Genomic DNA, 20,814 nt, shown 5'->3' with positions numbered 1-20,814 from the left:
TCATAGCACTATTCCATGCAGTATAACATTAGAAAGTTTTTCAGCAATATAATCATTGGATTTGTCATTAAAATTAGCTGATGGCAAAATTTTCCCAATGACCAAAAGTGATAATGTGGAAATAATAAATGCTTTTATGTAAAATTGATAATCGTCATCTTTTATAATAGTGCCGACAATAGCGTTTTTTACATTGGTGTTAAATGTGGTGGTTGCTTCCTGTATTATGCGATCAAGAATTCTGTCAGTGTAGAGCCCGTTAAATTCAGTAAGATCAATAAAAATAAGCCGGTAAAGATGAAAGTCATTGTCAACCACTGATTTTATTGCTTTGAGTATCTCTTTAAAATTAAAGGGGAAGCGACTATCTAGCATTTGTTTTATGTCAGAAAGATGTTGTAGAATATTTTCAGGCTCAAGCAAATTTTTAAACAAATCCTCTTTATTTTTAAAATAGTTGTAGAAATTGCCTAATGAAAGCCCCGCTTTTTCGGCTATTTCACGAATGCCAGTGGCTGAATAGCCTTTTGTGGCAAAAAGTTCCTTGGCTACATCAAGTATCTGTTGACGTTTATCAGTAGTTAGATTGCTCATGCTCCACCTCTGAACGAACGTTCGTACTTATCAATATAGCAATAATTTGCTACTTCGTCAATATGAGAGTATAATTTTTTAAAAAAAATGGGGTCAGAGCATAATTAGATTCACGCAGTGAACGCAGAGCTAAAAAAAAACTCTAATCTTTCAAACTCAGCCTGCTCAGCGAACTCTGGGTTATTAATTGGGGTCAGAGCATATAAATTTTAGGCGGGTTGCCCCGCCTAAAAATCTACTCTTTATACATTTCTTCAATTAAGTCTGCATATTTCTTCTGGATGACTTTACGCTTGACTTTGAGTGTTGGAGTCAATTCGCCTGTTTCCTGAGAGAATGGCTGGTCAAGGAGAGTAAATTGTTTAACCTGTTCAACTCTGCCAAACTCCTGATTCACTTCGTTCACAACTGATTCATATTTTTTGCGTACTTCAGGGTGTTTCACCAGTTCACTGTTGCTTGTTGCAGTGATGCCCTGCGTAGCTGACCATTGTTTGAGGGTGTCAAAATTTGGCACAATCAGAGCAACGATATATTTTCGTGCATCACCAACAATGGCAATTTGTTCAACAAATGGGTGGATGAGAAAACGTGATTCAATAACCTGAGGCGCAATATTTTTCCCGCCTGCTGTTACAATGATGTCTTTTTTGCGATCGGTAATTTTGAGGTATCCTTCATGATCAAGAACACCGATATCACCTGTTTTTATCCAGCCATCTTCAGTAAACATTTCCTTTGTAGCTTCGGGCTTGTTGAGATAGCCCTTCATAAGTTGAGGGCCTTTGGCTAAAATTTCGCCATCATCAGCAATTTTTATCTGTGTTTCAGGGAATGGCGATATCCATCCGTCAGATTTTATGGGACGCAATTTTGGTGATCCGTCGACAGCCAGTACCGGCGAAGTTTCTGTTAAGCCATATCCCTTGCGCACCTGTATGTTCATTGCCCAGAAGAAATCATGAATTTCCTTTGCAAGTGGAGCGCCGGCAGCTCCCCAGCAGATAACACGGTCAAGGCCAAGAGCATTTTTTAATTTTGAGAAAATGAGCTTGTCAGCAATTGCATATTTTAATGCAAGTAGCGGGGGTTTTCGCTTTGCTGCCATAAAATATGGTGCTGCCTGTAGTCCTACCGATAGTGCCCAGTTAAATACCTTTTGCTTTTTCTCAGGCATTTCTTTTACTTTTGCCATAACTCCGTTGTAGATTTTTTCAAAGACACGGGGGACCAAGATATCGCATTGAGGGCGAATTTCTTTTAGTTCTTCGGCAAAGTATTCTGTACCACGGCTGTAATAAATGACAGCTCCACGTTCCAACACACTATAATAATCCATTGTGCGTTCAACTGAATGCGAAAGAGGAAGAAGGGATAAGTGGACAAAACCTTCAGGTAGATTTTCCACTTTGTTAAAAGTAAGGCAAATAAACATAATATTTTTATGTGTGAGCATAACGCCTTTTGGGTCGCCAGTGGTACCAGAAGTATAGATTAATGTCATAACATCGTCTGGTTTTATATTCTTTGTCCGCGTATCTATCTCTTCTAAATGTAATTTTGAATTGCCTTTCTGTATTGCTTCTTTAAATGTGATAACCAGTCCATCATCATAATGTAGATCATCGCATACGATAATCTTCTTTAGGTTAGGCAGTTCACTTTTTTTAGAAAGGACATTATCTGTCTGGAATTTTGATGAACACACGCATACTACAGATGAAGAATCTTTTAGAATATATGCAGCTTCAGGGGCAGAATTGGTTGGGTAAATTGCTGCATCAATTCCACCAATTGAAAGCGTTGCAAGATCTGCGATTGCCCATTCTGGGCGGTTTTCTGAATAGATTGAGACAACATCACCTGGTTTTATTCCTAGTTCAATGAAATACGATGCTAATGCTTTGACCATAGCATCAACCTGATTCCAGGTGAAAGATTCCCACTGTGTGCCGTTATGACGGTTTAACAAAATTTTATTGCCATATTTCTTTACACCATCTTTAAAAATGTCTAAAACAATGGGAGTTTCCAATCTTGTAAACTTTATGCCCTACGGACTATATTTTTACAAAAAAATATTGCTAAATTTTGTTAGTTTTCGTAATGTCTTAACTGCCAATACAATTTAAAAATATAATAATTACAAGGAACACTATGAAAGTATTGCTCATTAACCCGCCATACCCTTTTGAGGAATCTCCATCGCCACCATTTGGGCTTATGGCACTAGCTGCATATCTGGAAGACAAAAACATTGAAGTAAAAATAGAAGATTATATAGTTAATAGATTTTCAGAACAACGAGTGAAAAGCATTATGTCAACGTTTGCACCAGATGTTGTAGGTTCAACCGGTGTAACTATGAACATAAAGAAGGCGTTATCAATTTTGCAGATATATAAACAAGTTAATCCTGACCTTGTTACAGTTCTTGGTGGACCGCATGCAACGTTTGATGCACACAATATACTGCTCCACCACCCTTATATAGATGTAATTGTAAGGGGTGAAGGTGAGTTGACATTTCATCAGTTACTGTCGCACCTATATGATAAAAGTACATATCCTGATATTGCAGGCATTTCTTACCGTGATAATGATAATACAATTGTTCACAATCCTAACAGGGATTTCATCCCAGATATTAATATTCTCCCTTACCCTGCAAGGCATTTGGTTGAGCTTTCAAAATACCGTGCACTAGGATTTCCCATTAATATGATGACATCACGCGGTTGTCCGTTTAACTGCATTTTTTGTGTTGGCAGTAAGATGGTGGGTAGAAAGGTGAGGTATTTTGATACAGACCGTGTTGTGAATGAATTTGCAATGCTTGCCACAATGAAGTTTAAGCAGATTAACATTGTTGATGATTTATTTACTTCAAATAAAAGCCGCTGCATAGAGGTGTGTAAAGAAATTGTAAGGCGCGGTATACAACACCCCTGGACTGCATTTGCCCGCGTTGATACTGTAAATCTGGAATTATTAGAGCATATGAAAGAAGCTGGTTGTACAATGCTTTGTTTTGGTATTGAAAGCGGCAATCAGGAAATCCTGGATAAAGTTAAGAAAAAGATAACACTTGAAAAGTGTAAACAGGCTGTTGAAATGTGCAAGAAGGTTGGTATAAGCCCTATGACATCGTACATTCTGGGATTGCCAGGTGAAACAGAAGAAACTATAAAAAAGACATTGGAGTTTGCAAAAGAGTTGAGCGACAATTACGGTTTCCATGTGCTGGCACCGTTTCCTGGTACTGAAGTTCGTGAAATGAAAGATTATTATGAAATTGAAATTTTGACCAATGACTGGGATCTGTACGATGCTAACAGAGCGGTATCGGTTACACCGTGGGTTACAGCAGAAAAGATTAATGAAATTGTTGATAGGTTCAATGGCAGCATAAAGGCATATATTTTATCATTGGGCGAAAAACTAAAGCAATGCCAGACACTTACCGACAAGGAACAGGAATTAATCAGCAATATACGTTCATTTGAAATAGTACGTGATATGATATTGGACAGGCTTGTAGAAGATTATCCTGGTGTTGAAAATGGTGTTCCTGTTGATGCAAAGAAAGAATTTGTTGAATATTTGTTGCAAAAGACTAAATTCCCAAAAGAAGAAATTATAAATGAGGTTGAACGTCTTATTAATTTACGATGTATTGATTTTATATATAGAGAAAATAAGATTTATCCAATATGGACATAAGATAATTTATTAAGTGCTATAAAGATTCATTTGGATAAGTTGTTAAGCTATTTTGTATATTGTTAAGAAACAAAGCATAGCGGAGGTTTTTTATGAAGTGTGAAACTACCACGTGTATATCTAAGGAGCATTTTATAATTTTGAACTGTTGTACTAAAAAATACAAACGTAATTCTTCAGTACTTTTGACTTCATTTTTGCGATATATTGCGGAAAATCAAAAAATATCATTTGCAGTAAACAAAAGGATTTCATATCGCAAAAGAAATGGTGCTTGTAGTTGGCAAAGAATTCATATTATGTTAAATCCATATGATTATGAAATAATCCTTGATTTGAAAAAATTTGGGAAGATGTCCTTGGCTAAGATTATTGAATTTGGTATCGAGAATTTTTTTCAAGAATTTGTTAATAATGTTTTAGAGAAACAAAATACCGATAACTATCTATATGCTAACTATCACTATGAAATTACCACTGAAGAAAATATATTCAGTTACTGTGTCTATTGGGGATTACCCCTTAAAATATTGAAAAAAATAACAAAAAGTCCTGACAAATTCGCTATGTGGTAGCTTTTTAACGCGCGTTACTTTACCACTTTAATCATCAATGTGACACCAAAGTGCTTAAGCCAGGGACTTTTATTGTTTGCTCTGTTTTCAATTTTGTCCGATAGCTCTCGCAACCGTTTGTGGAAACGTTTAGGGATAATAATATAGTGCCATGTCCATGGTGTATGAAAGTTCCATGGTGGTCTAAATTCATGTGCAGTGATTTCAACTTTGGAGAATAATGGTTGGCATAGTGCATTGATCTCACCAATACGGTAGAAACGCATTCTGATAGGATCTTTGTATCCCAATATATAAATGCTTATCATTTGCAAAAAAGCCATTAACAGGTTTTCTGGAGCAAACCGTGATGGGACCCTGATAAATGCTTTCCCTCCCGGTTTTAATACGCGGTGAATTTCCTCAATTACCTTTTTCCCATTTTCTTTAGAAAGATGTTGTAGTACTAAAAGTGAATACACTGTATCAAAGGTATTGTCTTTGAATGGCAGCGCGGTTCCATCACCTCTAATAAGTGGAGTGGGGAGATTATGGTGCTGTAAATGATTAAAAGCGGCGGTAAGCATCTTGAAAGATATGTCAAGCCCCACAGCATTGTCAGTAATAGCACGAACTGGTTTTAACACACGCCCCCATCCGCAACCCAAATCAAGTATTTTTTCCCCGGGACTAACATCAAAAGGTGGTGGTGCATCCAGAAGGTTGCCATAGTAATCGGTAAGTACTGCTTCAAGGCCAAGGGTAATAAACGGAGCATCTTTGACAGCGCCATCGTCCCATACTTTTATATAGTCATTTAAAAAATCCTTACTATTAACTATCACTTACTATTCCTCTGTATGTTTTTAATATTGCTATTGATCTTTTTCATAAATGCTTTATACACCATACTATAATCATTGGATGCATTCCAAAATAGATACCCATACGTGTTTGTATCAATACAGGCTTTTACCTGTGCAAGTATATAATCTTCATTGTAATTGCTTACACGCCATTTGAATGCTTGTAACCATGGCCGGACTAGTATATTAGGAGCTATCGCCATTACTTTTTTGTTACCGGTTGCAATAAAATAATATGGTTCATCACCCGGATTAGCATATCCATCAAAGTTGTCATTGAAATGTGAAGGATACAGCATTGGCGAAATCACATCACAGTTTTTTGCCAAAAACTGGATTTTTTGTCCTAATTTATTTACATCCTCTTCCTTTTGCCATGCGGTAACACCAAATATGTCGATAGAAACTGCAGTATTAAGCTTATGCAATTCATTTTTTGCTTTTGCTAAAAACTCCGTTATGATTTCAATCTTTGATTTATTACCAAATTCATTAGCAAATTGTGCATCTGAAAGATCGCCAGAAACAGGGAATCGTATATAATCAAACTGTACTTCATCAGCACCCAATGTAGCAATTTCGCAGGCTAAAGCAATGTTGTAGTCCCACACACTCTGTTTTGTTGGATCCACCCATAATTCTTTCGTGCCTTGATTCCATATACCACCAGTTCGTTTTGATTTTATTGCCATTTCAGGGCTTTTTGTAGCTAAAAGATGATCACGGAACACTGCAATACGGGCTATCACGTACAAATCTAATTCCTTAAAGTTTCGTATAAGGGTAACAATATCATCAATAGGCCGTTTTTCATGAGTGTTAAGTTCCACTACCATGGGGACATGGCTTTTATAATTCACTGTACCACACACATCCTTGACATCAAACACAACGCAATTAATGCCAGCATGTTTTAATTGCGATAGCTGCTGCATCATCTTTTTGCTTGCAAGGCTGTTGCCAGAATAGTAAACTCCTTTGACATACGGTATTTGTGTCATTGACTTTTTAGTAAGGTCAATAGTGATAAATGGCAAAGGATGGGGAATCACTAAAACAGTACCTGGCCCAATTGTTTTAGTAGTGATGCCATTCAATTTTATTATAGCATTTTGCAAATGTGATGCTTTGTAATAGTAGGTAAATCCTATCAACTTTTGTGCAATATCTGCTACATGTTCTTCTTTTTGGGCTGTGTACATAAGGATGTTTCCGCTGTGTAAAAGAGAAGCGGGTGCTGTTGCATACGGTCGCTTATAGTACAATGAACGTGTAGGGTAGATAATTGATACAGTATCAGGTGTCAAAAGAAAATCTTTAACTGACCTGTAATACCCTTTTACGTAATGTGCAGTATATTGTATATACTGCCACTGTAAAACAATAAACAAAAAAATGCACAATGCTATAACAAGCTTGACGATTTTTACCTTATGTGCCATTGTTTTACTGTTCACTTTTTTAATGAAAAATTTTAAGTATCACACTGCAAAAACAATGAAATAAATTCAATATAAAAATTTTCCTATGGTTCAGATTATAAAAAAAAATATTATAGCTTTTACTTCAAGGTTGAGAGCAATCATACTGGGAATTGCTGATTTCCACTCATATATGAAAGCTATTATACGTTCATTCCGTTCATTACGATACCTTAAAATCCGTTCACTGTATACCATTGCGGTTAATCAAACACGGTTTACTGGAATTGATGCATTGCCTCTTGTTTCATGGATTGCATTATTACTTGGGGCGACAGTTATTATCCAAGCAACCACCAATTTTCCTAAGTATGGTATTGAAAGCTTCATCGGTAATCTTCTTGTGATAATAATTGCACGAGAGCTTGGCCCACTGGTGACAGCGCTCATAGTTGTTGCACGCTCTGGTTCTGCTATTGCTGCTGAGATAGCCACACAAACACAGAATAGAGAGATTCTTTCGCTTGAGCTTATGGGTATTGACACACGTATGTATATCATACTGCCACGCATAGTTGCATCATTTGCAGCAATATTCACGCTGATAATTATTTTTGATGTCATTGCATTCTTTGGGGGATATTTGATAGCTCTTACCAGTGTCTATATCCCTATGGGTACATTTATGCAGACATTACTAGATGCATTCACATTTAACGATTTGCTAGTAACTATCACTAAAAGTGTAATTTATGGTATACTGATACCACTGATCTGCTGTTATTATGGATTAAAGCCTAAGTCAAGCTTTGAGATACCTATTTTTGTTTCCAAGGCAGTTATCAGGACCTTATTGGTAATTTTTATTATCAATGCAGTAATATCTGTATTGTTCTATTTTTAATTATGGAAGATATAACAACAAAACAACTGATTGAAGTCAGAAATGTTACTATTGAGGATGGCAAACAAAAACTACAGAATGTGTCATTTACACTATGTCTGGGTGAAGATGTTGTATTTTTTGGTGCCGAGGACAGTGGTGTTGATTTTATTTGTCCGCTGCTTGCTCATGCGCTTGAAGATTATAGCGGCCAAATACTCTATAAGGGGCAGAATATTAAAAATATGGATTTTGTTGAGGTCCATAATTTCAGAAAAATATTTGGGTATCTTCAGCGTGGGTATGCACTCATCAGCAATATGACTGTATATGAAAACATAGCACTGCCACTACGATACCATACTGATTTGTCAGAAAAGGCAATACATGAACTTGTTGATGCTCTTATAGTCTACCTGCATTTATCGCACTGCATGAATTTGCGGCCAGTTATGCTCACGCAATCTGAAATGCTGAGGACTGCATTTGCCAGAGCTATCGCCCTTGATCCTGATATGCTTTTGATTGAACATCCGCTTGAAGGGCAATGTCTGTGGAATGCTCAGATTTTTTTGCAGGCATTACGCAACAGAGCGTTTGCGCCAAATAAAACCGTTATAGTTGCCACATATCAGCCGTTAGTGTATATTGATATTGCAACACGATTCATTATGCTCCATGAGGGTAGCATTGTGTTTGATGGAACAAAAGAAGAATTTGAAAAGTTTGATAATGAGTATGTAAAGCAATTTGTTAATGTATTGCCGTATGGACCAATGACGTTACGTTAGGAGCAAGAACCATGAAATTAGAAAAAAATGAAATAAGGGTAGCCATATTTGTTCTTTTTCCTTTGGTAATACTGCTTGTGTTTGTTGTCCTTAAATTGGGCTACTCATTTGCAACATCAACCATTGATGTGTATATGAAAGTTGATAATATTTCATCAATAAAAAATGGTACACAGGTAAAAATAAAAGGGTATACAGTTGGCAGAGTTGTGGATATTATTCCCGTATATAAACCAACTTTACATTTTCTAGCACTGTTGCGAATAAAAAAGGAAATTGATCTGTATGAGGACTGTTCAGCCATTATTATGAATCAGAACATCATTGGTGATACTATCATAGAAATCAGAAATCCCTCAAAAAAGGTAGAGCTACTGAAACCTGGTGCCGTTATAGAAGGCGTTGAGTATGTAAGCCTTGACACAATAGTACAGGATGTCCACCAGCTTTTGGCAACACTAACTAATACTGTTGCAGTTATTCAGGATATATCGCTGGAAAGCAAAGGTAATATCCGAAGTTTGGTTGCCAACCTTTCAAAGAGTGTGGAAACAATTAGTTCAGTATTGCAGGATTCACAAAAAGATATTTTGGCTATCATGGCATCGTTCCGTGAAACGGCAAAGACCATGAATGAAATTTCTATTGAACTTAAAAAGCATCCCGTGAAGTTTTTGTTCAAAGGTGAAAAATAATCAATGCCGTTTTTCTCGGTTGTGATTCCCACCTACAACAGAGCACATTGCATTACTCGTGCGCTTGATTCGGTACTTTGCCAAATATTTACCGACTTTGAATGTATAGTAGTTGATGACGGTTCAATGGATAATACTTCCCGGTTACTATCGCCTTATGAAAAAAAAATACAGTATTGTTATATACAGCACAGTGGCGTAAGCAAAGCACGCAATGTTGGTATAACCAATGCCAAAGGAGAGTGGATTGCGTTTCTTGATTCTGATGATGTATGGCTGCCTGAAAAGCTGGCTTTGCAATATGAATTTATACAGGCACATCCCAATGTTATGATTCATCAGACTGATGAAGTGTGGATCCGTAAAGGCAGACGTGTTAATCCAATGAAAAAGCATCAGAAAAAAGAGGGCTATATATTTGAGGATTGCCTGTATATGTGCAAAGTAAGCCCTTCGGCAGTTGTTGTACACAGGTCAGTGTTTGAAAAGGTTGGCTTATTTGATGAACTTTTACCGGTATGTGAGGATTATGATCTTTGGCTGAGAGTTGCATGGCAATACTATATTGGTTTTATTAACAAAAAATTAATAGTAAAATATGGTGGACACAACGACCAGCTCTCCGCATCACTGTGGGGCATGGACCGTTTCAGAGTGTATGCACTGTGTAAATTGCTTGCTCAGTATGGAGTAATGTTGCCACCCACTTACTATAATAAAACAGTAGAGGTTGCGCTGCAAAAATGTGCTGTGCTGTATCAGGGGGCAAAGAAGCGTTCAAATAGATCACTTATGCAAAAGGTGGAAAAAGTTGTACAGTGGCTTACCTTTGATAGGCAAAGCACAGAAGTGTATCTTGACCTTGTAGCAGAATGATAGGGCCTGATAGTATATGATAGAGATATGGCTCTTCAAAAAATTCCCGTTGGTACAACTTACCCTTGCCCCATTGCCACACATACCATACTGAGCCACCAGCTTCGGTTGGATAGCTCAGCATAAAGATGTCATTATTGCTTGTTATCTGCGATTGACCGTATCGTTTCTTAATAATCTGGTATACTTCAACATCTTTACCTTTGATGTCAATTTCAAGCAATCTATCAAAATCAAGGAAAACTGCATTACCGTCAGGGTTAATTGCCATGGATGTTTTTACAAAATGTGGTGCCGATAGCTCATAGGTAAAACTTTTTTGCTTGGGAATATTAATGCCAAGTATATAATCTTTATTGCTGTTGCCATAGTGCACAAGGGCATAGCTTCCTGTATCGTCAATGGCAATACCCTTAATTACCATTGATGATTGTGATACACCCTTAAAAATAATCTGGCCTTTATTGTTGAGTATATAGTATCGGCCATCAATGAAACCAATTCCCGCAAAAGAGCCTTTTTGTGAAAATGAAACAGCTGTTGTAAATTGTCCATTAAGTTCAGGATTGGAATATACATTGCCATTGAAATCAGCTATACGTGCTGAGCTCCCATCAGCTGTAAGCAGTACAATTATTGATCCATCCGGTGAAATATACGGGTATTCTGTTGATGGTAATTTCCAGAAAAACTCACCGCTTGCATTGTACATAGCTATATCATTACCTACTTTTTTATACATAACATAAAAATTGCCATCACTGGTAGGTTTAATAAAGGCATCACCGCTATAGATGTATTTTTTAAGTGAACCATTGGAGGACAGGTGATAATATCCACTATCTATAGTGACGGCAAACGATGTCAAAGGAGGTGCTGTGGGATCAGATTCTATTGTCTGCACATTTTTAATTGAACCATACCACAATGGAGTAAGCACAAAACCTGTATGGGTAACAAAAACAGGAGCAAAACCCAGTAGTATCCCTACCACTAAACCAATAGCTGCATATCTCATAGCTCTCTGTCAATCCGTCAAAAAGCTTTTTAATTTCTGGCTGCGGGAAGGCAACCTAAGTTTACGTATAGCTTTCTTTTCAATCTGGCGAATGCGTTCCTTTGAAAGTTTGAAGCGTTCGCCTATTTGCTGTAATGACATTGGCTCATTGCCATCCAATCCATACCGCAATTTTAGTATTTCTCGCTCGGATGGTGTCAATGTGTCAAGCACTTCATTCAGTGCTTCTTTCAGTGATTCATCAAACACTTTTTTATCAGGTGATTCAACTTTGAGGTCCTCAACAAGGCTTAACACAGTATTATCTTCTGAATTGCCTATTGTGGCATCTAATGACACAAATTCCTGGGTGATATTGCGCAGATGATTAATTTCATCATTGTCCATGTCAAGCTCTTCAGCAATTTCAGCAGGGGTTGGTTCACGGCCAAGCTTGCTTTCAAGTGTTTTATGGACTTTGTCAATTTTTTGCATATCGGCTGTTCTGTTTAATGGCAGCCGTATAAGTGAAGTTTTTTGGGAGATAGCAAGGAGTATTGCTTGCCGTATCCACCACACTGCATAAGAAATAAAATGGTACCCCCTGTCAGGGTCAAATCGTTCGGCAGCTTTTATAAGCCCCATATTGCCTTCATTGATTAAATCCAGGAGTGAAATGCCACTGGTTTGATATTTTTTGGCAATTGAAACTACAAATCGCAAATTTGCTTTAATTAATTCATCTTTTGCTTTCTGGTCACCAGCGCGTGCACGGCGGGCAAGCGCGTCTTCTTCTTCTCGTGTCAAAAGAGGTATCTTATTAATCTGCTCTAAATACCAGGATATTGATGAATCGGTAAAATCATCAAAGTTGGCTTTAAATGCTTCATTATTATTTTTTGCAACTTTTTTTTGCTTACGAAGAGCGCCTGCTTTTTCTTGTACATCAGATTTCTTAATCTGGCTGCTTTCAGGAGCAGATGCTATCGTTGGTAGTTGGGGCTTTTCTCCAGATTTTTTAGGCATACATCTCCCTATTGATTACATTATAATAAGTAGTAAAAACTTAACTCAGGTTACATTATCAAATTCAATGGTTATTTTTACAAGGCAAAAATATTTTTACATAGTGCACTGTTGGATGCCATCTCAGCAACACATCATCATTATAATGAGCTATCGGACAAAAGGAAATAATTAATTATTTGTTCATTGCCTTGCTGTAACGATAGTTTTGCAATGGCATCACGTATATATGTTGCAGAATATATAGCAAAAAGCTTATTTGTATCTTTTATTTTGGCACCGGTAATTTCATCAATAAAATATAGTGGTGCTTCATCAACATATAAGGTGCCTTTCAAACCTTGTTCAAATTTTTTTGATGTACTATTGTAACGCTTTTCATCAATACTAATAGCTTCAATAGCATTTTTGCGATAGCTCAAAGTACATGAAATCTTAAAGCTTAAGGCATCCCCTGATATATTTAATCCTGTTACTATTTTGTCGGTATAGATATATTGTATACGTATAAAGGTTGTTCCTGCCTGCTTTATGCTTGCCGGTTTATTAAATGAAATATCTACGCGCTTGAGTTCATTTGCAGTGGTGTAGTTGAAGATATGTGTGGACTGGTACAACACTGTATCGCTTGTGGGAGATGTTGAAGAAATGGTATAGCTGCTTACAAGCTTACCCCTGTATTGAAGAAAAATTTTTGTAACTGGGGTGTTTTTGTCTGGTGTGTACTTATTTATGCTTGTAATCCTGTTAGTGGTGTCATAGTTGATAATATACCAGCCAGTGATGCCTTTTTTATCCCTTGTTATAATTTTTACAATTTTGCTATCCTCATAGATCTTTTCAACGGGTGTATATGATGCACAACAAAGAAATGCTGTGATAGATAGTATGTAGAGTATCGTTTTTTTATTTGACATATATGGTATCTTTATTTCACTGCCTTTAGTTTTATAATTTTGTTATGAAGATATGTATGATAGTAAATAAAAATGCAATAATTTTTTTATATTTGCATTATTTTTTATTTTGTATTGCACAGTAAAATGTATATAATGAAACTCTTATAAAATCTTTAAAGAGGTAACACATTGCTATGCTACAGTACATTATTCGGAACGCACAATTAATCATTGAAGAGATAATAAAAAATATATGGAAAGCGCTGCTGTCAAGTTTTGGCATCATTTTACTTATTGCTTTTTTGGTGCTGTATCTTTCACTACGCGATTCAGTCACAAACTTTGTTGAAAAGAGGCTTTTTGGATCACTGGATATTAACGAGATTATTATTGAACCAAAAGCTAAAACAGGTGAAGCAACGTTATCCTATGCCATCAATAGTATTTCTGCTGAAAAAGTCAAAACCATACGCAAGATGGATAGCATTGCATCAGTCTATACTGTTACCTGTATTAATGCAGCAACAAAAATAAAGATAGAGTTGCTGGGAAAATCAAGGGCACCGTATGTCCCCATTTGTGGAATAAGCCAGCAGTTTATCAAAGATAAAGTACCAGGGTATAAATCATTTAGGTATTATCCGGATGAACCGGTACCGGTGATTGCACCGCAGGTAGCATTGGATATGTTTAACAATTTTGCTGCAATTAATAATCTGCCCTTGTTTAATGAAGATACTTTAAAAGGATTGCCACTGACTTTGATAATTGATACGCCAAAAGGCATCGAAACCAAAAAGAGATTTGAAGTGCCGGCAGTTATACATTCTTTTTCTTCATTGTTTAATTTAACAGGTATTGTGGTGCCAGACACATTCGTAAATAAAATCGCAGCGCAGTATGCATCTGAAACTAAAAGTACTCAGCCAATTCTGTATATACGGTTGTACGCCAAGGTAAAGGATGTGAAAAAACTTCCTGAAGTAACAAAAAGGATAAAGTCAATGGGACTTGCAGTTACTTCACTTGATGAAGTAGCAAGTAAAACAAACCAGGCAATGAGTATAATAGACGGATTTTCAATCTTTGTTGGATTTTTCCTGTTGGTGTTAACTGTTATATCGATATTCAATTCATATTTAATTATCATCTATAACCGAAGCTATAGCTTTTCATTACGCAGGATTTTAGGGGTGTCAAAATTCAGAATTATCATGACTTTCATGCTTGAGGCAGCGTTTATAGGTGCAGTGTATGGTTTTATTGGATACATTGCAGGAGCATATTTAATTCAGGCTGCAGGTGCCAAACTTTCATCGCTGGTGCCTGCATTAAGTGGTATTGGCCTTCAGCCTGTTGGCATGAAGGTATGTGTTGGGTTAGTTCTTTTTTCAGTTGCTATTTCATCCCTGTCAGCTTTAATTCCAGCTATTTTTGCATCCAATATGAATCTTTTTAAAGCATTAAGCAAACAGTGAGGTATAACCGTGGCGTTGTTACAGGTAAAATCAGTTAGTGTACAGTATGATGATCGCAAAGTCCTGGATAATGTAAGTTTTGAGGTGCAGGAAAGCACCATAACAGCATTAACAGGCAAATCAGGTTCGGGGAAAACAACCCTTTTGGGAGTTATATCCGGATTACTGCAACCCAATGAGGGGACTGTGCTTTTTATGGGTGATAATATCTTTACATGGAGCGATTTGAAACGGTCACGTTTCAGAAACAGGGATATAGGTTTTGTTTTTCAGTTTTTTAATCTTTTTTCTGATATTTCGGCATACGACAATATTGCATTCCCGGCAATCCTTAACCGAAAAACGCGCAATCTTCATGAAAGAATTATGGAACTGGCTAACTACCTGCAGATTACAGATATACTGGACAGAAACCCCACCACATTATCGGGAGGTGAACGGCAGCGTGTGGCGATAGCTCGAGCTATCATTAATGAGCCAAAACTGATACTGGCAGATGAGCCCACCGGTAATCTTGATACAGCAACAGCTAATGATATATTAAAGCTATTTGCACGGCTGCGTGATGACAAGGGTATATCGGTAATAATTGCCACACACGATGAGCGTATTGTAAAAGCAAGCAATGTACAGTACCATCTTGAAGGTGGGAAAATAATTGAAAATGGTTTTAATACAAATATGTCATGGCATAAGGTAAAAAAAGCTCAAAAGAAGATAGTAGTAAAAAGTAAAAAGAAAAATTAATTTTTATTTTAAATAAACAAAAAGTGTACCAGGAGGTTAGGATATGATAGTTGACAAAACGTCGTCGGATGGGTATCTTAAAACTATGGAAGAAATGAAAAAAGCAAAAATTAAGTCGTATTGGGATTTACTTTCAGTTTTGAAAAAACACCCCGACTGGTTAGAAGAACTCAGAAAGCTTGTTCTTACTGATGAACTTTTGGCATTGCCAAAAAAATTTGATGAGTTTGTAAAACGCTATGAAAATTTCATAGAGAATGAATTTAAACCATTGAAACAAACAGTTGAGAAACAGGGAAATGATATCGAAACTTTGAAAGGAGATGTTAAAATACTGAAGGAAGACGTAGCAGTACTCAAGGAAGATGTAGCGGTACTCAAAGAAGACGTAGCAGTACTCAAGGAAGACGTAGCAGTATTAAAGGAAGATGTGGCAGTACTCAAGGAAGACGTAGCTGTGCTGAAAGAAGATATGGCTGGGGTAAAAAAAGATGTGGCAGGTTTAAAAAATGATGTTGGTAGCTTGAAGGGGGACAATTTTGAACGCAAGGTAAGAGAAAAGGCACCCTCATATTTTGGAAAGTTAATTTTACGATGCAAATTGATTGATACTATTGAATTAGCAAACATTATTGATGATGCCATATTGAATAATAAAGCTAATATAACGGATGATGAACGCGACGATGCCTTGAAGATTGATGTAGTAGTAACTGGTTATTTGCGCCACAATAAAGAAAAAAATGTTTTTCTGGCAGCAGAGGTTTCTGTTGTAGTTGATAAAACCGATGTTGAAAGGGCCGTGAAGCGAACAAAAATAATTGAAAAATGCTTAGGCATACCTGGTATACCTGTGGTGATTGGTGATGTTTATACCGATGGGGCCAAAAAAGCTGCTGAAGAATTACAGGTTATAATTATATAGAGATTTCCACTACACACTTTTTTTGAAAATATTATTGATTTTCATAGTAAAACATTATTAGAAGTGGTATTTATTTTGTATTAGATGAGAATTTGCAATCTCATGGTTGGTCAAGAGCGCTGGTACACAAATAATTACAATGTGTACAAGTTTTTTGTTAAACCAGGGGTTATAATGTAAAAAGTAGGTGTTGTAATTAACCTCCACGTAGTAAGATAAATGATGATTGTAGTAATAGACTTCGGGTCAGGCCGTAATTAAAATAGTGAATTTTATTTTGGTGAGAGTAGCTAAAATTGGGACAAACCAGTTCACAGTATGTTATTAAAGAGCTTTCGCAGTATGGCAGGCTATATGTAGATGCTCCCATGAGCCAGTTTACCACTTTTAAAGTAGGTGGCCCTGCCGATATGTTAATTGAGCCATTTAGTAATGAAACAATACCATGTATACTAACTATCGCCAAACAAAATAATATGCCTATTACAATAATTGGGGGTGGCTCCAATCTTGTGGTAAGCGACAGGGGAATACGTGGGCTTGTTATACGAATTGGGAGCACTCAGGATGATGCTGGTTCAATAGCTTTTGATAGTACGCGCGTTGTTGTTGATGCCCGTGTAACAAAAAAGCGTTTTGTTGAAGAAGCATTGGAGCATGGTTTAGCAGGTATGGAGTTTATGGCGGGGATACCTGGCTGTATTGGTGGCGGAGTTATCATGAATGCTGGCACCAATATGGGTGCATTTGCAGATATTATTTCCCGTATTACATGTTATGACAGCAATGGAAACCTTTTAACCATTGCAAATGATTCATTATTTTTGTATAGAAAATCCCTTTTGCCACATGGTGCAATCGTAGTACAAGCAGAATGCACACTGCATTACGCAAAAGACCCTCAAGAAGTAAAACAAACTGTGAAAGAAATTTTACGAGAGCGAAAGGCAAAACATCCATTAGATTATCCGTCAGCGGGCTCTGTGTTCAAAAATCCTGATGGTCACTCTTCATGGAAGCTGATTCATGATGCAGGGTTGCGAGGGTACAGTATTGGTGGTGCTAAAGTGTCGGAACTTCATACTAATTTTATTATTAACACAGGGAAAGCCACCGCCCTGGACATCAAGCATTTGGTGGAGTTTATACAGGAAACAGTATTTAAACTATACTCCATTCATCTTGAGCCTGAGATTCGTTTCATTGGGGAATTTTAATTTGTATGGAATTTGCAACACTATTACATGATACTGTTTTTTGTGCACTGGATTGTGAAACTACCGGTTTAAACCCCATTATCGATAGGATAGTGTCAATTGGGATTATACAGTTTACATTAGACAGAGTTTTAGATACATTCTATACACTGGTAAACCCTCTTAAGCCAATTCCTCCTTATGTCACGCGTTTTCATGGTATTACTACCGATATGGTGAAGGAAGCTCCAGTTATTTCAGAATTATTTGACACAATAGAAAATTATACCAGTAATGCATACTGTGTTATCCATAATCCCCGTGTTGATTTATCATTTATTGATTCAGCATACCACCAGCACAATAAAAATACACCAGATCTAAAAGCATTTGACACTGTGCATCTGGCACGCAAGACTTTTAAAAAGCTCCCAAGCTATAATCTTGGCAATTTATGTAAATACTTTGGTATTTCCATTAATGCGCACCATGCGTTAAGTGATGCGCAGGGAGCAATGGAAGTGTTCAAAAAGGTTCTTGATAAGCTGGGTGCGCACAGTTGGTGTATCCGTGATCTAGAACGCTATCATGGCGGCATTATCAGCATCAGCTCATTAGGGCCAAAAAGCAACCAAATTCAAGCTGACAGCAGAATACCACTTGGCTATCGCATCACCATAACCTACAAGGATGCTTCAGGCAATATAGTGGAACGAAGTATTTTGCCACAGCGCTATTTTATAATGGGTGGAAATAATTATATACAGGCATACTGCTATCTACGTAATGAAATACGGTATTTCAATACAGCACGTATCCTTGCGGTTGTGCAATAGTTCTATTTACCACTTCTTTGCCAGTGTAAATTTAAGATTATATCCTGATTCTTCTTTAGACGGTAAATAATCCTTGCCCCACCATAGTGAAAACTCAAACTGCTCAAAAAAAACATAGTGGAAACTTATGCCATACGCAATACCTGTTTGAGTGCCGCTTAGAAGATATTTCCCTTTAAATGCAGTGAAATCATTATATACACCAGCATAGATAAAATCTCTATGAAGTGAAATTTCATATTCAAATGTTGCACGTGCTATGTGGGTGGTGTGGTAGTCCCTTCCCATGAATCCTTTGAACGTTCGTGTAGAAACAGCTTCCTCATAGTAAAAAGGCACAGGATCATTGAGATAGGTATAATCACCCTGGAATACAAGCAGGTCATAATTAACAAATTCAAATTTGAAGGTGGTGTCTACAGTTACTTTATAAAAGTGCGTTGCATTTTGATAGCGGTACGCTTCAAGAGTGATTTTTCGGCTGGTAGTGTTTTTCAGTGAAAAAGGGATAAGGTCAATGTCTGCCTTAATGCCAATAAAATGCCACACCTGGGTATCCTGTGCAATGTTTGGCTGTGGTACAGTTGCATCGGGATTTTTTACAGCCTGCACTATGAAAACTTTTTCAACTCCGTATCCAGGATATACTTTCAGCTGCTCAATTGGGGTAAAACCTGGTTCGGCAAGCGCATTAACACGTACATAGTTATACTGATCAAGCCCTAAATCTTTGCGGGCAGCTTTTGAGTTGTATATTTCACCTGAAACTCTGGGAATAAAAAGATCATCAATGTATGGCTTAAAATTATAGGTTGATTTCACCTGATTAAACGTATTGTATGGTAGCTGGGTAAAGTTTCCATTGAGCCCGTACATGAATCCGGTCTTAAACCCTACCCTGAAGCTATCGCCATCCTGAATAAAGCCAGGATGTGTATATACTACATATGGGATAAGCCCTAAGCTGAAACTTGTATCAAAACCGTATTTAAAACCACCTGATTCCTCAACTGAATATGGAACAACGGTGATAATTAAATCGTATAGCGGATCCGGAACTTGTGGCAGTGTAGGCAAAAGGGGAAGCTTGCCATTTACAAAGGGCCTTCGCAGTCTATCAATCTGAAACAGTGCATTAGAGTAATCTTTTGACTCTTGAACGGTTACAATAAAATTTTTAATTGCATATTTTTTTTTAAGCTCTTCAAGTATGTTTTCTACCGTTGGTTTATGGTAAATGCGGTTGGGCAGTTTAAAATCGTATTGGATACGAAGCGTATCAAGGCTGTTTAGGTTTTTAAATACAATGCGGTTTAATCGTCCTTCATCAACATACACAGTAATAGAGGCAAGTGTTTCCTTGACTGGCAATACACGAGCAAGCGTGTAGCCATTGTCATGGTATAATTTTGTTATAGCATTGGCGATAGCTCCAAAAGTAAACTTACTGGCAGGGATTGTGTCAATGTGGGCAGCACGTACAATGTATTCCTGATTAAAGATAACAGTTCCCTGTATGGTTAGAGCTTTCGGCAGGCCATACACATCCAGGATAAAAACAAAAGAAAGAATAGGCGATAGTAAAACACATTTATTGCGCACAGTAAAGATTTTTTAAAGTTGAGATAAGCTTTAAGATGCGTTCGTCCCTGATGGAATAGTACATGAAATTAGCTTCCTTGCGCCGGTGAATGATGTTCATTTTGCGAAGGATAGTAAGGTGCTGGGATATATTTGATATAGTTGATCCAAATTCCTTTTCAATTTCACCAACGGTTTTTTCTCCATCCATTAAGAAGCATAACACTTTAAGCCTAATAGGATGAGCTATCGACTTTAAAAGTTCACTGGTAAACCCAACCTGTTCTTCAGAAAAAATCATAGTTCCCAAGCCCCCTGTGTGAGGATAAGTATATAGTAATTCTGGCTTCATACACCATTACAAAAATAAACAATCACTAAGATGGTATACAGAAAAATAAAAAGAAATTAAGATTTTAATTAAACAATTATTTAACAGTTTAATAACAAAGTAGCAATATAGGTATTTTTGTCAATATTTTTATTTCATTGCAAAGGCTTGTAGCGGCAAAGAATGCATACAATAATGTGTATTTTATGAAAAAAAATATAAAAAATAAAAAAATTTTTTAAAATTTTTAATTACAAAGCGTTTGTATATATAAACACGGTAATGGGATGTACGGGCTGTAGCAAAACAAAGAGCACACAGTGGCACTGCCAGTGTATATTGGCTTGACATTTCATTGCGATAGTGTTACAATTTTATAGATGGAAGGAGATAAA

The 20,814-nt window shown here is 36.9% G+C and carries 20 protein-coding genes; 11 read left to right on the top strand and 9 right to left on the bottom strand.

Annotation, left to right across the window (positions count from 1 at the left end; translation table 11 throughout):
• Together N3F66_09495 and N3F66_09490 are read right to left on the bottom strand one after the other, a co-directional pair.
• Positions 1-594: a TetR/AcrR family transcriptional regulator gene (locus tag N3F66_09495; GenBank protein ID MCX8124385.1), complete on the bottom strand. Its 594-nt coding sequence runs from the start codon at positions 592-594 to the stop codon at positions 1-3.
• A 235-nt stretch (positions 595-829) separates the two neighbouring features.
• Complete coding sequence (locus N3F66_09490) at positions 830-2,629, bottom strand: long-chain fatty acid--CoA ligase (GenBank protein MCX8124384.1); 1,800 nt, start codon at positions 2,627-2,629, stop codon at positions 830-832.
• 122 nt (positions 2,630-2,751) lie between these two features.
• Here N3F66_09490 and N3F66_09485 point away from each other — a divergent pair, with 122 nt between their 5' ends.
• Together N3F66_09485 and N3F66_09480 are read left to right on the top strand one after the other, a co-directional pair.
• Positions 2,752-4,317 carry a B12-binding domain-containing radical SAM protein gene (locus N3F66_09485; GenBank protein ID MCX8124383.1) on the top strand — a complete coding sequence of 522 codons (1,566 nt, stop codon included), beginning with the start codon at positions 2,752-2,754 and terminating at the stop codon, positions 4,315-4,317.
• Positions 4,318-4,409: 92 nt separating this feature from the next.
• Complete coding sequence (locus N3F66_09480) at positions 4,410-4,892, top strand: hypothetical protein (GenBank protein ID MCX8124382.1); 483 nt, start codon at positions 4,410-4,412, stop codon at positions 4,890-4,892.
• 14 nt (positions 4,893-4,906) lie between these two features.
• Here the strand turns inward: N3F66_09480 and N3F66_09475 are convergent, their stop codons facing one another.
• A complete protein-coding gene (locus N3F66_09475) occupies positions 4,907-5,716 on the bottom strand; it encodes a class I SAM-dependent methyltransferase (protein MCX8124381.1) in 810 nt (269 codons plus the stop codon).
• Positions 5,713-7,179, bottom strand: a complete 1,467-nt coding sequence (locus N3F66_09470; protein MCX8124380.1) for a putative glycoside hydrolase — start codon at positions 7,177-7,179, stop codon at positions 5,713-5,715. Before N3F66_09470 ends, N3F66_09475 begins: the two co-directional genes overlap by 4 nt.
• 85 nt (positions 7,180-7,264) lie before the next feature.
• On the opposite strand from N3F66_09470, the gene N3F66_09465 reads away from it, so the two are divergent.
• Genes N3F66_09465 through N3F66_09450 form a run of 4 tightly spaced genes read left to right on the top strand, consistent with a single transcriptional unit; the run spans position 7,265 to position 10,403 of the window.
• Complete coding sequence (locus tag N3F66_09465; GenBank protein MCX8124379.1) at positions 7,265-8,062, top strand: ABC transporter permease; 798 nt, start codon at positions 7,265-7,267, stop codon at positions 8,060-8,062.
• Between the two features lie 2 nt (positions 8,063-8,064).
• Positions 8,065-8,832, top strand: coding sequence for an ATP-binding cassette domain-containing protein (locus N3F66_09460; GenBank protein MCX8124378.1), 768 nt, complete (start codon positions 8,065-8,067; stop codon positions 8,830-8,832).
• Positions 8,833-8,843: 11 nt separating this feature from the next.
• Positions 8,844-9,527 carry an MlaD family protein gene (locus tag N3F66_09455; protein ID MCX8124377.1) on the top strand — a complete coding sequence of 228 codons (684 nt, stop codon included), beginning with the start codon at positions 8,844-8,846 and terminating at the stop codon, positions 9,525-9,527.
• Between the two features lie 3 nt (positions 9,528-9,530).
• Entirely contained in the window at positions 9,531-10,403 is an 873-nt protein-coding gene (locus N3F66_09450) for a glycosyltransferase (protein MCX8124376.1), read from the top strand.
• On the opposite strand, the gene N3F66_09445 is transcribed toward N3F66_09450, so the two are convergent.
• From N3F66_09445 to N3F66_09435, 3 genes are all read right to left on the bottom strand, one after another.
• A complete protein-coding gene (locus N3F66_09445; protein ID MCX8124375.1) occupies positions 10,351-11,421 on the bottom strand; it encodes a hypothetical protein in 1,071 nt (356 codons plus the stop codon). The genes N3F66_09450 and N3F66_09445 overlap by 53 nt on opposite strands.
• Positions 11,422-11,430: 9 nt before the next feature.
• Positions 11,431-12,426 (bottom strand): RNA polymerase sigma factor RpoD/SigA, encoded by a 996-nt coding sequence (locus tag N3F66_09440; GenBank protein MCX8124374.1) that lies wholly within the window; start codon positions 12,424-12,426, stop codon positions 11,431-11,433.
• A 140-nt stretch (positions 12,427-12,566) separates the two neighbouring features.
• Entirely contained in the window at positions 12,567-13,343 is a 777-nt protein-coding gene (locus N3F66_09435; GenBank protein MCX8124373.1) for a hypothetical protein, read from the bottom strand.
• 176 nt (positions 13,344-13,519) lie between these two features.
• On the opposite strand from N3F66_09435, the gene N3F66_09430 reads away from it, so the two are divergent.
• The 5 genes from N3F66_09430 to N3F66_09410 all read left to right on the top strand — a co-directional run bounded on the left by N3F66_09430 (position 13,520) and on the right by N3F66_09410 (position 18,507).
• The gene (locus N3F66_09430; GenBank protein MCX8124372.1) at positions 13,520-14,803 is read left to right on the top strand and encodes an ABC transporter permease; all 1,284 of its coding nucleotides are present in this window, start codon (positions 13,520-13,522) and stop codon (positions 14,801-14,803) included.
• 9 nt (positions 14,804-14,812) lie between these two features.
• On the top strand, positions 14,813-15,550 hold the full coding sequence (locus tag N3F66_09425; protein MCX8124371.1) for an ABC transporter ATP-binding protein: 738 nt from the start codon (positions 14,813-14,815) through the stop codon (positions 15,548-15,550).
• A gap of 43 nt (positions 15,551-15,593) precedes the next feature.
• Positions 15,594-16,475 carry a hypothetical protein gene (locus N3F66_09420; GenBank protein ID MCX8124370.1) on the top strand — a complete coding sequence of 294 codons (882 nt, stop codon included), beginning with the start codon at positions 15,594-15,596 and terminating at the stop codon, positions 16,473-16,475.
• Between the two features lie 296 nt (positions 16,476-16,771).
• Positions 16,772-17,692, top strand: a complete 921-nt coding sequence (murB, locus tag N3F66_09415) for a UDP-N-acetylmuramate dehydrogenase (protein MCX8124369.1) — start codon at positions 16,772-16,774, stop codon at positions 17,690-17,692.
• A 5-nt stretch (positions 17,693-17,697) separates the two neighbouring features.
• Positions 17,698-18,507, top strand: coding sequence for an exonuclease domain-containing protein (locus tag N3F66_09410; GenBank protein ID MCX8124368.1), 810 nt, complete (start codon positions 17,698-17,700; stop codon positions 18,505-18,507).
• A 6-nt stretch (positions 18,508-18,513) separates the two neighbouring features.
• Here the strand turns inward: N3F66_09410 and N3F66_09405 are convergent, their stop codons facing one another.
• Complete coding sequence (locus N3F66_09405) at positions 18,514-20,109, bottom strand: hypothetical protein (protein MCX8124367.1); 1,596 nt, start codon at positions 20,107-20,109, stop codon at positions 18,514-18,516.
• Positions 20,099-20,389: a metalloregulator ArsR/SmtB family transcription factor gene (locus N3F66_09400; GenBank protein ID MCX8124366.1), complete on the bottom strand. Its 291-nt coding sequence runs from the start codon at positions 20,387-20,389 to the stop codon at positions 20,099-20,101. Before N3F66_09400 ends, N3F66_09405 begins: the two co-directional genes overlap by 11 nt.
• Positions 20,390-20,814 lie beyond the last annotated feature (425 nt).

The sequence above is a fragment of the Spirochaetota bacterium genome, from assembly GCA_026414805.1.
Taxonomy (GTDB): domain Bacteria; phylum Spirochaetota; class UBA4802; order UBA4802; family UB4802; genus UBA4802.
Note: the sequence above shows the minus strand (reverse complement) of the source record. Positions and strands in the feature narration are given on the sequence as shown.

Excerpts from the sequence above, each read along its gene's own strand:
- N3F66_09495 (MCX8124385.1), bottom strand. The coding sequence starts at position 594 with ATGAGCAATCTAACTACTGATAAACGTCAACAGATACTTGATGTAGCC.
- N3F66_09485 (MCX8124383.1), top strand. The coding sequence starts at position 2,752 with ATGAAAGTATTGCTCATTAACCCGCCATACCCTTTTGAGGAATCTCCA.
- N3F66_09480 (MCX8124382.1), top strand. The coding sequence starts at position 4,410 with ATGAAGTGTGAAACTACCACGTGTATATCTAAGGAGCATTTTATAATT.
- N3F66_09470 (MCX8124380.1), bottom strand. The coding sequence starts at position 7,179 with ATGGCACATAAGGTAAAAATCGTCAAGCTTGTTATAGCATTGTGCATT.
- N3F66_09465 (MCX8124379.1), top strand. The coding sequence starts at position 7,265 with ATGGTTCAGATTATAAAAAAAAATATTATAGCTTTTACTTCAAGGTTG.
- N3F66_09460 (MCX8124378.1), top strand. The coding sequence starts at position 8,065 with ATGGAAGATATAACAACAAAACAACTGATTGAAGTCAGAAATGTTACT.
- N3F66_09455 (MCX8124377.1), top strand. The coding sequence starts at position 8,844 with ATGAAATTAGAAAAAAATGAAATAAGGGTAGCCATATTTGTTCTTTTT.
- N3F66_09450 (MCX8124376.1), top strand. The coding sequence starts at position 9,531 with ATGCCGTTTTTCTCGGTTGTGATTCCCACCTACAACAGAGCACATTGC.
- N3F66_09445 (MCX8124375.1), bottom strand. The coding sequence starts at position 11,421 with ATGAGATATGCAGCTATTGGTTTAGTGGTAGGGATACTACTGGGTTTT.
- N3F66_09440 (MCX8124374.1), bottom strand. The coding sequence starts at position 12,426 with ATGCCTAAAAAATCTGGAGAAAAGCCCCAACTACCAACGATAGCATCT.
- N3F66_09435 (MCX8124373.1), bottom strand. The coding sequence starts at position 13,343 with ATGTCAAATAAAAAAACGATACTCTACATACTATCTATCACAGCATTT.
- N3F66_09430 (MCX8124372.1), top strand. The coding sequence starts at position 13,520 with ATGCTACAGTACATTATTCGGAACGCACAATTAATCATTGAAGAGATA.
- N3F66_09420 (MCX8124370.1), top strand. The coding sequence starts at position 15,594 with ATGATAGTTGACAAAACGTCGTCGGATGGGTATCTTAAAACTATGGAA.
- N3F66_09410 (MCX8124368.1), top strand. The coding sequence starts at position 17,698 with ATGGAATTTGCAACACTATTACATGATACTGTTTTTTGTGCACTGGAT.
- N3F66_09400 (MCX8124366.1), bottom strand. The coding sequence starts at position 20,389 with ATGATTTTTTCTGAAGAACAGGTTGGGTTTACCAGTGAACTTTTAAAG.